The sequence below is a fragment of the Streptomyces atratus genome (assembly GCF_014648655.1).
In the GTDB taxonomy this organism is placed as follows: Bacteria; Actinomycetota; Actinomycetes; order Streptomycetales; family Streptomycetaceae; genus Streptomyces; species Streptomyces atratus.
The window spans coordinates 14,185-27,126 of sequence record NZ_BMRN01000012.1 but is presented as its reverse complement, the minus strand read 5'-3'; the positions used below and the strand labels follow the sequence as shown (position 1 = coordinate 27,126).

The window sequence follows — 12,942 nt, the reverse complement described above, 5'->3', positions numbered from 1 at the left end:
ATGCAGTTCGGACGCACATTCGAGGAGTTCGAGGTCGGTGCGGTCTACAAGCACTGGCCCGGAAAGACGGTCACCGAGTACGACGACCACCTTTTCTGCCTGCTGACCATGAATCATCACCCGCTCCACATGGACAGCAACTACGCGGAGAGGACGACCGACTTCGGGAAGAACGTGGTCGTCGGCAACTACATTTACTCGCTGCTGCTCGGAATGTCCGTTCCGGATGTGTCCGGAAAGGCGATCGCCAACCTCGAAGTCGAGTCGCTGAAGCATGTCGCACCGACCTTCCACGGCGACACGATCTACGGCGAGACGACCGTTCTGGACAAGACTCCGTCAAAGTCCAAGAACGACCGTGGAATCGTTTATGTGGAGACCAGGGGGTACAAGCAGGACGGCACGCTGGTCTGCGTGTTCCGTCGCAAGGTGATGGTCCCCACCGAGACGTACATCAAGGAGCGCGGCGGGGAGCAGCCCGGCCGCCCCGAGCTGAACCAGCCTTCGCAGAAGAACGTGGAGAAGTAGCCATGACGCGACTTGCCCAGACTGCCGGTCTCAACGATGTCCAGCAGGAAATTCTCTCCACGGTCCGGGACTTCGTCGACAAGGAGATCATTCCGGTCGCGACCCAGCTGGAGCACCGTGACGAGTACCCGACCGAAATCGTAGAGGGGCTCAAGGAACTCGGCCTGTTCGGGCTGATGATCCCCGAGGAGTACGGGGGCCTGGGTGAGTCGCTTCTCACATACGCGCTGTGCGTGGAGGAAATTGCCCGCGGCTGGATGAGCGTGTCGGGAATCATCAATACGCACTTCATCGTGGCGTACATGCTCAAGCAGCACGGCACGCAGGAGCAGAAGGACACATTCCTGCCGCGGATGGCGCTGGGCGAGGTCCGGGGTGCGTTCTCGATGTCCGAGCCGGCACTGGGCTCCGACGTCGCGGCGATCACTTCCAAGGGCGTCAAGGATGGCGCCGAGTACGTCCTGCACGGCCAGAAGATGTGGCTGACGAACGGTGGCACGTCCTCGCTCGTCGCCGTGCTGTGCCGGAGTGACGAAGGCCACCCCGAGGGGACCGCCCCGCACAAGTCGATGACGACGTTCCTGGTGGAGAAGGAGCCCGGTTTCGGCGAGGTCCGGCCCGGTCTCACCATTCCCGGCAAAATCGACAAAATGGGTTACAAGGGCGTCGACACAACCGAACTCATCATGGACGGGCTACGCATTCCGGCCAATCGGGTACTGGGCGGCACCACCGGCCGAGGGTTTTACCAAATGATGGACGGTGTCGAGGTCGGCCGGGTAAATGTGGCTGCGCGTGGCTGCGGTGTCGCACAGCGTGCATTCGAGCTGGGCGTTTCCTATGCCCAGCAGCGTCACACCTTCGGAAAGCCGATCGCTCAGCACCAGGCGATCCAGTTCAAGCTGGCCGAAATGGCCACCAAGGTCGAGGCCGCCCATGCGATGATGGTAAATGCAGCGCGCAAAAAGGACTCCGGGGAGCGAAACGACCTGGAGGCAGGGATGGCGAAGTACCTCGCCTCCGAGTACTGCAAGGAAGTCGTCGAGGACGCCTTCCGGATCCACGGCGGTTACGGCTTCTCCAAGGAGTACGAGATCGAGCGCCTCTACCGGGAGGCCCCGATGCTGCTGATCGGTGAAGGTACCGCCGAGATCCAGAAAATGATCATTGGGCGCCGACTCCTCGAGGAGTACCGGTTCCAGGGGTGATTGCCCTTTTCGAGGCGATTTAGCCGCGAAGAAGATCACACCCTGTCACCCTCAGGCGGTGCCTTCAAGCCGTCCGACTCGGCTGCTGGCTTGCCCAGTTGTGGCTCGCAACCGATAACATCGCCGGAAAAGCCGCCGTCCCCCGTTGCCAGCGCGGCATCATCCGCTACGAAGGTCATCCATGCCCGACAGCCAAACCTCTGCACCACGCGGCGGAGTCCGCCTTGCGCGCGGAGCTTCGCCGTGGCTCCTCCCGACGGTCGCCACCGCGGCACTCAGCCTCACCCGGGCCCGCAAGTCCGGACGCTGGGCCGCGGTGGCCGTGCCCACCACCGCCCTCGCGGCGGGCATGCTGTGGTTCTTCCGCGACCCCGAGCGCGAGATCACCCGGGGCCGGGTCATCTCTCCGGCCGACGGCGTGGTGCAGAGCATCATGCCGTGGAAGGACGGACGCACCCGCGTCGCGATCTTCATGAGCCCGCTGAATGTCCACGTCAACCGCGCACCCCTGGCCGGCACGGTGACATCGGTCGAGCACGTCCCCGGTGGGTTCGTCCCGGCATTCAACAAGGAGAGCGAGAACAACGAGCGCGTTGTCTGGCACTTCGACACCGAGCTCGGCGACATCGAGATGGTGCAGATCGCGGGTGCGGTTGCCCGTCGCATCGTCCCGTACCTCCCGCAGGGCACGAAGGTGGAGCAGGGCGAGCGCATCGGCCTGATCCGCTTCGGCTCCCGGGTCGACATCTACCTTCCGGAAGGTATCGATGTCGCGGTCGAGGTCGGCCAGGCCACCACCGCGGGGGTGACTCGAATTGACCGTGATTGATCCCGACACACAGGCCGGCTGGGTGCCGGAGAGCGAGTGCGAGGACGACGCCGAGGACATGCCGCTCTCTCTGCGGCTGTCGATAGCGGACACCCTTACTCTCGGTAACGCCACGTGCGGTTTCATGGCGGTGTACTTCACCACCACGGGAATCCTCATCCCGCACCTCACGGGCAGCGACGAGAGCGGCATGGCCCGGCACTCCGCGGCCACCGCCGTGATCCTGATGCTCCTCGCCGCGGTCTTCGACCTCTTCGACGGGCTCGTGGCACGCAAGCTGCGCTCCTCGCCGATGGGTGCCGAGCTGGACAACCTCTCGGACCTGATCAGCTTCGGACTCGCCCCGGCGTACTTCGTCCTCGTGTACGGCATGGTCGCGGACGACGCACACCAGCGGGTTTCGGCGCTGGCGGCGATCGTGGTGCTGCTGGCTGTGGTACTCAGACTCGCCAGATTCTCCTGCGTGACCATGAAGGACGGCATGTTCCAGGGCATGCCGAGCCCCTTCGGAGCGCTCACGGTCGTCTCGATCGTGCTGCTGGAACTGCCCTTCCCACTGACGCTGCTCGCGATCGTCGGAGTGGCGTGGCTGATGGTCAGCCGGGTCGAGTACCCGAAACCGCGGGGCGTCCTCGCGGTGGCGATGCTCAGCTGGATCGTGGCCGCGATGGGGCTCCTCGCCGCGTGGGCGTTCGACGCCCCCGGCGGTCAGCTGCTTCTCCAGACCGGCTGTGCGCTGCAGGTGGTCCTGGGAGCGGTCATCCCGCTCTTCGCGACGGCACGGCGGGTGAACACCTTCCGCGACAACCGGCGTGAGGCACGGGCGGCACAGCTGCCGTAGCGGTACAGCAGATATGCAAGAGGGCCCCGGGTGCTCCCCAGCACCCGGGGCCCTCTGCGTGTGCCGGTGAGCGGACTCGCTGACGCACGTGTCCCGGTGCCGGCGCCCGCTGCGCACCGCCCGGCCCTCAGCCGGGTACGAGCACGGCGGCCCCGTTCACCCGGTCGGCCGCCAGATCGGCCAGTGCCCGGTCGGCCTTGCTGAGCGGGTAGGTGCTCACCGTGACCCGGATGCCCACGCGCCCGGCCAGAGCGAGGAAATCGCGGCCGTCCTCGCGGGTGTTGGAGGTGACGCTGCCCAGATTGCGTTCCTGGAACAGATGGCGCTGGTAGTTCAGCACGGGAATGTCCGACAGATGGATTCCGGCGATGGCGAGCGTGCCGGACCTGTCCAGTGCCTCCATCGCCACCGGCACCAGGTCGCCCACGGGTGCGAACAGGATCGCCGAGTCCAGGGGCTCCGGTGGACTGTCATAGGCACCGCCCGCCGACGCGGCGCCGAGGTCCAGAGCGAGCGCGCGTGCCTGTGCCGAGCGGGTCAGCACATGAACCGTGGCGCCCTCGGCGATGGCCACCTGCGCAGCCAGATGGGCCGACGCGCCGAAGCCGTAGATTCCCAGCCGCCCGCCCTGCGGCAGCGCGCTGCGCCTCAGCGACCGGTATCCGATGATTCCCGCGCAGAGGAGTGGTGCGAGCCGGACGGCGTCCTGGTCTTCCGGCAGCCGGTAGGCGAACGCCTCCGGAACCAGCGCCGTGTCGGCGAAGCCGCCGTCCGCGTCCCACCCCGTATAGGTGGACCGCGGGCAGAGGTTCTCCCGGCCGCCCAGGCAGTACCGGCAGCTCCCGCACGTTCCGCGCAGCCACGCTCCACCCGCCCGGTCGCCGACACGGAAGAGGCCGGTCCCGTCGCCTACGGCCGCCACCCGGCCGACGATCTCATGACCGGGGACCGTGGAGGGACGGCGCGGCAGGAGGTCGCCCTCGGCCAGATGGAGATCGGTGCGGCAGACGCCGCACGCTTCCACGTTCAGCAGAAGCTCCCCGGGACCGGGGGCAGGCATCGTGCGGTGCACGCGCGCCAAGGGCCCGGTGCCGATCGGACCGGGTGTCCGGACGGCCCAGCCGCTCTGCTCAGCCGGGACGGACGCGGAGACATCCACCCATCCAGCGTGCGGCGGCAAAGTCGCAGAGGCAACCGGCCAGTTGTCCATGTGCGAGAAAACGGCCACAGCCCCGAGTCCGGACCGCCGTGGCGCTTCGACTGTGTTCGCCCGTGCGCTCCTGCATGTATCGGCAGGAGGGCTAAGGTTTCAACAGGGGCGCACCAACCACGCCCAGGGACGTCATGCACCGACACCGCAGCGCACCGGACAGCACCCAGGAGCTCCTGATCACCCTTGGGCGTCTGGTCGATCAGGCGTTGGAGAACATCAGGCTGCAGCGAGCCCGGGCGGAGCTGGGCATGGCGCTGCAGCGGCACATGCTCCCAGCCGAACTTCCGGACTTTCCGGGCATCCGGATCGCGGCCCGGTACTCGCCCTCGCAGAACGGTCTGGCTGTCGGCGGTGACTTCTACGACGCGTTCTCGATGAGGGACGGAGTGGCGGGGATCGCCATCGGTGATGTGCAGGGTCACGGGGTGGAGGCCGCCGCCTTCATGGGTGAGGCCCGTGCCAGTCTCAGGGCACTCGCCAGCGTCACGGTCGACCCGGGAAGGGTGCTGGCCTGCGCCAACGATCTGCTGATCTCACTGGGCGGTGACCTGTTCACGACCTGTTGCCTGCTGAGCATCGTCCCGCAGAGCGGTGAGTTCTGCGTCGCCCGGGCCGGGCATGTCCCGGTCGTCTGGGGCAAAGACGGCGGCGGCTCGGGCATCTCCCTGGACGCCGGCGGGGTGCCCCTGGGGATACTCCCCGGCCAGCAGTACCCCGTGACCCGTCGGCGGCTGAAGCAGCCCGGGTATCTGGTCATGGTGACCGACGGGGTCGTGGAAGGACCGGCCTACCCCATGGACGAGGGACTGGCTGCGGTGTCCGCACTGGTCGGTACGGCGGACGGGGCCGATCCCGGCGAGCTGGCCTCGCGAGTGATCGAGGTGGCGGACCTGACCGGTCATGAGGACGACGCCGCTGTCCTCGTCGTCCGCTACGACGGTGTGCCGGGCGGCGGCTAGCGGGACGTCCTCGTTCGTCGGCCACGGCGGCAGCCCGGGCTGCCCGGCAGGGACCTACCTCATTCGTCCGCTTCATCGGTGTGGCGTCGGCGTGCCTGACCGGCCGGGCCGCCTCGACGTGGTGTCTGATGCTGTGGTGGTGGACAGCGCACAGCTCCGGCAGCACACGGTCACGGTCCTGACGTTCCTGGCGGTGGCCGTCTGCTACTTCGCGACGGCCCGTCTGGGGCTGCTCCAGCAGCTGGTGCGCGGCCAGGTCACACCGCTGTGGCCCCCGACCGGCATCGCGGTCGCGGCGCTGCTCGTGTTCGGTACGCGGATCTGGCCGGGAATCGCGCTCGGCGCCCTCGTCGTCAACATTTTCATCGGGCCTTCCGTCGTGCCCGTCCTGTTCATCGCGGCCGGAAACACCCTCGCCCCGATCTGCTCCTACCTGATGCTGCGCCGTGCCGGCTTCCACAACGACCTCGACCGCCTGCGGGACGCGCTGGCGCTGGTCTTCCTCGGTGCACTGGGCGGCATGCTGATCAGCGCGACCGTGGGCACCGGCATCCTGGACCTGTCAGGGGCGCTCCCGGCCGGTGGCTTCTGGCCTACCTGGTCGGTCTGGTGGACGGGCGACGCCATGGGCGTCATGGTCGTCACGCCGTTCCTGCTCGTCGTCCGAAGGGTCCGATGGCCGCACGGCGTCGGCCTGCCCAGGTGGGCCGAGGCCACCGCGCTCGTGGCGTGCACGGTGACCGTCACCATCCTGGCGACCGACACCCCCAACGCTTCCCTGCTCTTCCTCGTGTTCCCGTTCCTGATCTGGGCCGCCTTCCGCTTCGAGCGGGCCGGCGCCGCGTGCTGCGCACTGGGCGTGTCCGTCTTCACGATCCTCGCCGCCGGACGGATGACAGGCCCCTTTGCCCACCACGGTCTCCTCACCAACATGATCACGCTCCAGGCATTCAACGGAGCCACCTCACTCACAGCTCTGCTCCTCGCGGCGGTCATCACCGAACGGAATCGCACCTACCAGGAGATCAAGCGACTCTGTGCGCAACTCGCCGAGAAGGTGTCGCAACAGGGCATCTGAATCACTCCATCGGCCGTACGAGGAGTGCGCAGACCCGGGATCCGCAGCATGCTGATGGGCGTACGGCACCGCAACGAGGGCGACCGGACGCCGAGACTCGGCAGACGGGCGCCATAAGAGGTGGAGCCATGCCCCATGTGTCTGCGAACGTCCATGTGTCCCGCCCCGCCGACGAGATCTTCTCGTTTCTCCGGGATCCGCGGAATCTGGCCGTGTGGTCATCGAGCATAGATCAGGTGATCGAGGGCCCGATCAGCACGGAACTCGGCGACGAGTACACCTGCAAGTTCCCGGGCAGGCGCCGGATGCATCGCCTCACGTGCACCGCGAGTACACCTGTCGAGTACCTGGCCTTCCGCGGTGCGCGTATGTGGACCCCGCTGGGCCGCCACTCCCCGGAGCTCGAGTTCCGGCTGAGTCCGAGCCGGAAGGGAACGATGGTCACCGTTTCGGTCAAGCCCCATCTGGACGGCGGCATGATCATCCTTGCCCCGTTCGTGACGATGGCGTGGCGTCGTGATCTGCCGGTGGAGCTGCGGTGTCTGGCGGAGCTGCTCGCCGGCGAGGACCGTCCCGACGCGGACACGACCGACGGTCAGGGGGCGGCGCCCTCTGTGGGGTGACGCGGAGGGTGAGGTGGGGGTGCGGTTTCGGGAAGGGGCTGCCCCCTGCCCGCCCTTCCCGAAACCGGGGCGGACTACAGCAGGAAGTCGCGCGCGATCGCCTCGGACGCCCGTTCCAGTAGTGATCCCGCCTGGGCCATGGAGACCGCGGGGTCCGGTTCCAGGTCCGTGAGGGCGTACGCGCGGCTGATGCCCGCGCCGGCCAGGGCCTCCGGCCGCAGGGCGAGGCGGCCGCAGACCGCCACGACCTCGACGCCCGCGGCACGGGCTGCAGCGGCCACACCTGCGGGGGCCTTGCCGTGGAGGGTCTGCTCGTCGAGCGAACCCTCCCCGGTGATCACCAGCGTGGCGCGCGCCAGCGCGGGGGCGAAGCCGAGGACGTCGAGCATGACCTCGATGCCGGGGCGGAACCGGGCGCCGAGAGCGACCAGCGCCCCGTAGCCGATGCCGCCCGCGGCGCCTGCTCCGGGCAGCCCGGCGTGGTCCGGGCCCAGGACGGACGCGTAGTGGGCGAGCGCGGCGTCGAGGGTCGCGATGTCGTCCTCGGTCGCGCCCTTCTGCCGGCCGTAGACCTCGGGCGCGCCCTTCGGGCCCGTCAGCGGGTTGTCCACGTCGCTGGCGAGAATCAGGTCCACATCGGCCATTCGCGGGTCGAGGCCGGACAGGTCCGCCTCGGCCAGGTCGGCGAGGCCGCCGCCACCGGGGCCGACGGGCTTGCCGTCCGCGTCCAGGAAACGGGCTCCGAGCGCGGCCAGCATGCCCGCGCCGCCGTCCGTGGTCGCGCTTCCGCCGACGCCGAACACGATGGTCCGGGCACCCGCGTCGAGCGCCGCGGCCAGCAGCTCGCCGGAGCCGTACGTCGTGGCCGTGAGCGGGGCGAACACCCCTGCGGGGAGGTGCTGGAGGCCCGAGGCCTCGGCCATCTCCACCACCGCCGTGGTGTCGTGCAACGCGTACGCCGCGGTCACCGGTTCCCCGAGCGGCCCCGTCACCCGCACCTCGCGGCGCTCGAACCCGGCGGCCACCGCCGCCGCCACCGTGCCGTCGCCGCCGTCCGCCACGGGCAGGGTCTCGACCTGCACCCCGGGGACGACGCGCCGCAGCCCGGCCGTCACCCGCTCCGCGACCTGTACGGCCGTGAGCGAGCCCTTGAACTTGTCCGCCGCGACGAGCACGCGTGCGGTCTCCATCACTGCTCCGTCCGCCACCTTGAATCCCTTGCTTTCGAACAGGCAGTCGCGCCGCCCCTGACCCTATCCGCAGCGGATACCTGCTGCCCAGAGCCGTCCTCGCACCGGATCCGCCCCTACTACGCTGCCCGTGTGACCACCACTGATTACGCCACCTACATCGCGGGACTCCCCCGGGTTCTCGCTGCCGCGGCCACCGTGTTCCGGGACGTCCGCGGGCGAGTGCTGCTCGTCGAGCCGAACTACCGGGACGGCTGGGCGCTGCCCGGCGGAACGGTCGAGTCGGACGAGGGCGAGAGCCCTCGGCAGGCCGCGCGACGCGAGACAGCGGAGGAGATCGGTCTCGATCTGGAGCCGGGACGGCTGCTCGCGATCGACTGGGCACGCGGCCCGAAGCGGCCACCGATCGCCGCGTATCTGTACGACGGCGGAGTTCTGGACGAGGCGGAGTTGAAGGCGATCCGGTTGCAGGAGGAGGAACTCCTGTCCTGGGAACTGGTCGAGCGCGACGATCTCGACCGCTATCTGCACGGCGGTCTCGCGCTGCGCCTGAGGGCGGCACTGGATGTGCTCGATTCCAGCAGCGGCGCAGTGGAACTGGAGGACGGCCGCCCGGTGGCCGGCTGACGTACGCGCCCGCTCGCACCCGGCACCCACCACCCGTCGCGTATGGCCCGTATTCCCGCTGTGTCCCGTTGTCTTGACAGGCCGTCAGCTGATAGGCCGGTCGGCAGCTGCCGGACACCCGAGTTCATGTGTCATTTGTCCGCAGTGCACGCTCGACCGGCATCATCCGAACTCCACGACAGCGGAGGGATCATGCGTACGCACACGGGACACCTCGGCAGGCTGCTGGCCACGATCGTCGCAGCGTTCGCCTGTACGGCGGTTGTCGCCACGGCGTCGACCGCGACCGCGGAGCCGGCCCCGGCCGCACACCACAAGGTGCCGCTGTCGGTCGACGGCGGCGCGTGGCAGTCGGGACATGTCCAGGGCATGGCCATCGACCGCCGCAAGGGCTTCATGTACTTCTCGATGACCAATCTGCTGGTCAAGACCGACCTCAAGGGCAACCCGGTCGGCTCAGTCACCGGATTCACCGGCCATCTCGGCGATCTGGACTTCAACGAGAAGGACGGCAGGGTCTACGGCTCGCTGGAATACAAGGAGGCGAAGTCCTTCTACATCGCGATCCTCGACGTCGACCGCATCACCCGGATGGGCATGGACGCCCAGTCCACGGGTGTCGTGTCGACCGTCTATCTCAGGGAGGTGGTGAAGGACTTCACCGCCGATATGAACGGCGACGGCGTCTTCGACGGCGACACGGCCAATACGCCCGATCACCGCTACGGCTGCAGCGGCATCGACGGCGTCGCGTTCGGCCCGGCGTTCGGCGACCGGCGCGGCAAGCGCGGTGAGCAGAAGCTGACGGTCGCGTACGGCGTGTACGCCAACACGGGCCGCACGGACAACGACCACCAGGTGCTGCTCCAGTACGACGTCACACGGTGGAAGAAGTACGAGCGCCCGCTGACCGAGTCCGCCCCGCACACCAGCGGCCCCGCACACGTCGACGGAAAGTTCTTCGCGTACACCGGAAACACCACGTACGGCGTGCAGAACCTGGAGTACGACGGCTACAGCGGCAACTGGCTGATGGCCGTCTACAAGGGCACCAAGCCTGGCTTCCCCAACTACTCGGTCTTCGCGCTGGACGGTGCGAGGAAGCCGGTACGCGGCCCCGTCCTCGGTCAGCAGAGGCCGGAGCGCGGTCTGCTGCTCCCCCTGTTGCGCGATGGGGCGCACGATGCAGCAACCGGCACGTACGGGTGGCCGGTGCCGGGGCAGTACGGGCAGTACGGGCTGATCTCGCTCGACGACGGGCGGTTCTATGTCGCTCGGAGCGGCACGGTCCAGGACGGCGGCGTCACCAAGCAGACGGCCCGCGCCGTGCTGAACACCTGGACGGGCCGGACCCCGTCACCGTTCAGCCCTGTTGGTCCTGCGGCCTGACGTCCACCTCGCGCAGCGACTCCTCGCGCGCGGCGGTCCGCGCTCCGGTGCGGCAGCCGCGCGCGACGTGGTCGCGCACGACGCGTTCGACGGCGTCCTGCGCGAGCACCGTCACTTCCACCACGAGTTCCGCATCGGGACCTGCGGTGGCCTCGGCCATGGGCCGGGACCACAGCACCGGGTGAAATGACCTCGCGGGAGACGGCCGGCGATGCGTACGCTCGTGCCATGACTCTCGTCGCGATCCTCAGCGGCGCCGGTATCTCCACGGACTCCGGCATCCCCGACTACCGCGGGCCCAATGGGCTTTGGCGCAAGGATCCGGAGGCCGAGAAGCTTGTCACGTACGACTTCTACATGGCCGATCCGGAGATCCGCCGCCGCTCCTGGCAGATGCGCCGCACCAGCGCGACCTGGGGCGCGGAGCCGAACGCGGCCCACCGGGCGGTTGCGGAGCTGGAGCGGTCCGGCACCGCGGTGCGGGTGATCACTCAGAACGTCGACGGTCTGCATCAGCTCGCCGGTCTGACCGCCCGCAAGGTACTCGAACTGCACGGGACAGCGCGCGAGACGGTCTGCACCCGCTGCCATGCCCGCTCCCCGATGGCCGAGGCGCTGGCCCGGGTGGAGGCGGGCGAGGCCGACCCGCCGTGCACCGTCTGCGGCGGCATCCTGAAATCGGCGACGATCATGTTCGGCGAGCGGCTCGATCCGGTGGTGCTGGGCGAGGCGATGTCGATCGCCAAGGCCTGCGAGGTGTTCATCGCGGTCGGTACGACGCTGCAGGTGCAGCCCGCCGCCTCGCTGGCCGGGATCGCGGTGGACAACGGGGCGCGGCTGATCGTGGTGAACGCGGACCCCACGCCGTACGACGAACTGGCCGACGAGACGATCCGCGAGCCCATCGGCACGGCGCTTCCCGCACTGCTGAAGCGACTGGCCGCGGGCCCGGACACGAGTACGGGCTCCAGGGGCTGAGTGGTCGGTACGGCCGAAAAACGCTCAACCCTGTCGCAGCGGGCCTGATCCGGGAGAAAGGCCCTGGTGATCGAGTTCCTGCTGTATGCGGCGCGAGGGGCGGAACGTGTACAGGTCGAGGATCTCGGGTGGGTCCGCGAGCCCCGGGCCGCCCGCCTCGACCCAGGCGGCGATGTCCGTCACGGCGTCCGGGTCGTTGACCAGCCCGAGCCAGACCGGGCGGCCGCCCGCTCTGCGTCCCTGCGCGGAAGGCTGTACGACGATGACGTTGGCCTGCTCGCAGGCGTCCAGGCACTCGACGGCACGGACCGTGGCGGCCTCGCCGAGCGAGCGGCGCAGCTCGGCGAGCTGACCGGCGTGGTCGACGTCCGGGATCTTCGGTGTCCCGCAGCAGCAGCCGCGGCAGACGCTGACGGTGGGGCGGGGCGTGCCCTGGGCGGGGTCGGCCTTGCGGGTGCGGCGGCTCATGCGGGGACGCCTCCGGTGCCGGGGCGGATGATCACCGTGGGACTCTACCGGTCCCTGCCGTCGGGTCGAACACCTGCTCTCCCCCGCCGACCGGTCAGGTAGAGTAGATGGCTGCGAAGGGGAGTAGCCCCGCAAACCGGTCGTCGACACACTGGAGCCCCCGGGTTCCCGGTGGCCGGGCCCGTAGATCTTTACGGGCGGGCGAGACCTTCGGTCAGGTATGACGCGCCCACGCCCCGTGGGCGCTGACGTCATGCCGGGCCGAGTGGTCGTCCGAAAAGCCCGAGTGGCACTTCGCGAAGGCCCGGGGCCCGGCTCTTACAGAAAGCCACCCGGAATGCACCTCGACCCCCTGGCGATCCTCACCGCCTTCGGGCTGATCTTCCTCGCGGAACTCCCCGACAAGACGATGTTCGCGTCGCTTGCCATGGGCACCCGTATGCGACCGCTGTACGTCTGGTTCGGTACGTCGTCCGCGTTCATCGTGCACGTCGCCATCGCCGTCGGGGCAGGCAGCCTGATCGGGCTGCTGCCCGACTGGATCGTCAAGCTCGTCTCGGCGTCCCTCTTCGCGTTCGGGGCGTTCATGCTGCTGCGCAACGGCGGCGGCGATGACGAGGAGGAGGGCGGCACCAAGACGGTGACCGGCTTCTGGCCGGTCTACTCGACCGCGTTCATGGCGGTCTTCATCAGCGAGTGGGGCGACCTCACCCAGATCACCACGGCCAACCTGGCCGCGAGCAACGGCACCTGGTCCACGGCGATCGGATCCGCGGCCGCCCTGATGTCCGTCTCGGCGCTGGCGCTTCTCGCGGGGCGGTTCATCGCGAAGCGGGTGCCCCTCAAGACGGTTCAGCGGATCGGGGGGCTCTGCATGCTGGGGCTGGCGATCTGGACCCTCGTGGAGATCTTCACCGGCTGATGCCTCCGCCGCTACGGCGCTGCTTCGGCGTTTTCGTGCGTGGCTTCCGGACGGGCTCGGACCAGGTCTTCCGAGCCCGTCCTCGCGTT

The 12,942-nt window shown here is 68.7% G+C and carries 15 protein-coding genes; 11 read left to right on the top strand and 4 right to left on the bottom strand.

What is annotated here, in order from left to right; all coding sequences use genetic code 11:
- The 4 genes from IEZ15_RS21015 to pssA all read left to right on the top strand — a co-directional run bounded on the left by IEZ15_RS21015 (position 1) and on the right by pssA (position 3,406).
- Positions 1–528, top strand: coding sequence for a MaoC family dehydratase (locus IEZ15_RS21015; RefSeq protein WP_114247600.1), 528 nt, complete (start codon positions 1–3; stop codon positions 526–528).
- 2 nt (positions 529–530) lie between these two features.
- On the top strand, positions 531–1,736 hold the full coding sequence (locus IEZ15_RS21010; protein ID WP_189278878.1) for an acyl-CoA dehydrogenase family protein: 1,206 nt from the start codon (positions 531–533) through the stop codon (positions 1,734–1,736).
- A 181-nt stretch (positions 1,737–1,917) separates the two neighbouring features.
- On the top strand, positions 1,918–2,565 hold the full coding sequence (locus tag IEZ15_RS21005; protein ID WP_114247598.1) for a phosphatidylserine decarboxylase: 648 nt from the start codon (positions 1,918–1,920) through the stop codon (positions 2,563–2,565).
- Positions 2,552–3,406, top strand: coding sequence for a CDP-diacylglycerol--serine O-phosphatidyltransferase (gene pssA / locus IEZ15_RS21000; protein ID WP_229846016.1), 855 nt, complete (start codon positions 2,552–2,554; stop codon positions 3,404–3,406). Before IEZ15_RS21005 ends, pssA begins: the two co-directional genes overlap by 14 nt.
- 127 nt (positions 3,407–3,533) lie before the next feature.
- Here the strand turns inward: pssA and IEZ15_RS20995 are convergent, their stop codons facing one another.
- On the bottom strand, positions 3,534–4,565 hold the full coding sequence (locus IEZ15_RS20995) for a zinc-binding alcohol dehydrogenase family protein (protein WP_268250405.1): 1,032 nt from the start codon (positions 4,563–4,565) through the stop codon (positions 3,534–3,536).
- Between the two features lie 185 nt (positions 4,566–4,750).
- Between IEZ15_RS20995 and IEZ15_RS20990 the strand changes: the two genes are divergently transcribed.
- The 3 genes from IEZ15_RS20990 to IEZ15_RS20980 all read left to right on the top strand — a co-directional run bounded on the left by IEZ15_RS20990 (position 4,751) and on the right by IEZ15_RS20980 (position 7,279).
- Positions 4,751–5,578 carry a PP2C family protein-serine/threonine phosphatase gene (locus IEZ15_RS20990; RefSeq protein WP_189278875.1) on the top strand — a complete coding sequence of 276 codons (828 nt, stop codon included), beginning with the start codon at positions 4,751–4,753 and terminating at the stop codon, positions 5,576–5,578.
- Positions 5,579–5,714: 136 nt separating this feature from the next.
- On the top strand, positions 5,715–6,656 hold the full coding sequence (locus IEZ15_RS20985; protein ID WP_373302598.1) for an MASE1 domain-containing protein: 942 nt from the start codon (positions 5,715–5,717) through the stop codon (positions 6,654–6,656).
- 128 nt (positions 6,657–6,784) lie between these two features.
- Positions 6,785–7,279: an SRPBCC family protein gene (locus IEZ15_RS20980; RefSeq protein WP_189278871.1), complete on the top strand. Its 495-nt coding sequence runs from the start codon at positions 6,785–6,787 to the stop codon at positions 7,277–7,279.
- Positions 7,280–7,353: 74 nt separating this feature from the next.
- On the opposite strand, the gene IEZ15_RS20975 is transcribed toward IEZ15_RS20980, so the two are convergent.
- On the bottom strand, positions 7,354–8,469 hold the full coding sequence (locus tag IEZ15_RS20975) for a glycerate kinase (protein ID WP_189278869.1): 1,116 nt from the start codon (positions 8,467–8,469) through the stop codon (positions 7,354–7,356).
- Between the two features lie 132 nt (positions 8,470–8,601).
- Here IEZ15_RS20975 and IEZ15_RS20970 point away from each other — a divergent pair, with 132 nt between their 5' ends.
- A complete protein-coding gene (locus IEZ15_RS20970; protein ID WP_114247593.1) occupies positions 8,602–9,096 on the top strand; it encodes an NUDIX domain-containing protein in 495 nt (164 codons plus the stop codon).
- 192 nt (positions 9,097–9,288) lie between these two features.
- A complete protein-coding gene (locus tag IEZ15_RS20965; protein WP_189278867.1) occupies positions 9,289–10,485 on the top strand; it encodes a hypothetical protein in 1,197 nt (398 codons plus the stop codon).
- Here the strand turns inward: IEZ15_RS20965 and IEZ15_RS20960 are convergent.
- Positions 10,460–10,645 (bottom strand): DUF2191 domain-containing protein, encoded by a 186-nt coding sequence (locus tag IEZ15_RS20960; RefSeq protein ID WP_189279008.1) that lies wholly within the window; start codon positions 10,643–10,645, stop codon positions 10,460–10,462. The two genes, IEZ15_RS20965 and IEZ15_RS20960, sit on opposite strands and share 26 nt — an antisense overlap.
- Before the next feature lie 68 nt (positions 10,646–10,713).
- On the opposite strand from IEZ15_RS20960, the gene IEZ15_RS20955 reads away from it, so the two are divergent.
- On the top strand, positions 10,714–11,463 hold the full coding sequence (locus IEZ15_RS20955) for an SIR2 family NAD-dependent protein deacylase (RefSeq protein WP_114249395.1): 750 nt from the start codon (positions 10,714–10,716) through the stop codon (positions 11,461–11,463).
- 24 nt (positions 11,464–11,487) lie between these two features.
- On the opposite strand, the gene IEZ15_RS20950 is transcribed toward IEZ15_RS20955, so the two are convergent.
- Positions 11,488–11,931 (bottom strand): (2Fe-2S) ferredoxin domain-containing protein, encoded by a 444-nt coding sequence (locus tag IEZ15_RS20950; RefSeq protein ID WP_189278865.1) that lies wholly within the window; start codon positions 11,929–11,931, stop codon positions 11,488–11,490.
- 337 nt (positions 11,932–12,268) lie between these two features.
- On the opposite strand from IEZ15_RS20950, the gene IEZ15_RS20945 reads away from it, so the two are divergent.
- Positions 12,269–12,853: a TMEM165/GDT1 family protein gene (locus tag IEZ15_RS20945; protein ID WP_114247589.1), complete on the top strand. Its 585-nt coding sequence runs from the start codon at positions 12,269–12,271 to the stop codon at positions 12,851–12,853.
- The last annotated feature ends 89 nt before the right edge of the window (positions 12,854–12,942 follow it).

What these genes read in the sequence shown, in the direction of transcription:
- IEZ15_RS21015 (WP_114247600.1), top strand. Translation starts at nt 1, where the DNA reads ATGCAGTTCGGACGCACATTCGAGGAGTTCGAGGTCGGTGCGGTCTAC.
- IEZ15_RS21010 (WP_189278878.1), top strand. Translation starts at nt 531, where the DNA reads ATGACGCGACTTGCCCAGACTGCCGGTCTCAACGATGTCCAGCAGGAA.
- IEZ15_RS21005 (WP_114247598.1), top strand. Translation starts at nt 1,918, where the DNA reads ATGCCCGACAGCCAAACCTCTGCACCACGCGGCGGAGTCCGCCTTGCG.
- IEZ15_RS20990 (WP_189278875.1), top strand. Translation starts at nt 4,751, where the DNA reads ATGCACCGACACCGCAGCGCACCGGACAGCACCCAGGAGCTCCTGATC.
- IEZ15_RS20980 (WP_189278871.1), top strand. Translation starts at nt 6,785, where the DNA reads ATGCCCCATGTGTCTGCGAACGTCCATGTGTCCCGCCCCGCCGACGAG.
- IEZ15_RS20975 (WP_189278869.1), bottom strand. Translation starts at nt 8,469, where the DNA reads ATGGAGACCGCACGCGTGCTCGTCGCGGCGGACAAGTTCAAGGGCTCG.
- IEZ15_RS20965 (WP_189278867.1), top strand. Translation starts at nt 9,289, where the DNA reads ATGCGTACGCACACGGGACACCTCGGCAGGCTGCTGGCCACGATCGTC.
- IEZ15_RS20960 (WP_189279008.1), bottom strand. Translation starts at nt 10,645, where the DNA reads ATGGCCGAGGCCACCGCAGGTCCCGATGCGGAACTCGTGGTGGAAGTG.
- IEZ15_RS20955 (WP_114249395.1), top strand. Translation starts at nt 10,714, where the DNA reads ATGACTCTCGTCGCGATCCTCAGCGGCGCCGGTATCTCCACGGACTCC.
- IEZ15_RS20950 (WP_189278865.1), bottom strand. Translation starts at nt 11,931, where the DNA reads ATGAGCCGCCGCACCCGCAAGGCCGACCCCGCCCAGGGCACGCCCCGC.
- IEZ15_RS20945 (WP_114247589.1), top strand. Translation starts at nt 12,269, where the DNA reads ATGCACCTCGACCCCCTGGCGATCCTCACCGCCTTCGGGCTGATCTTC.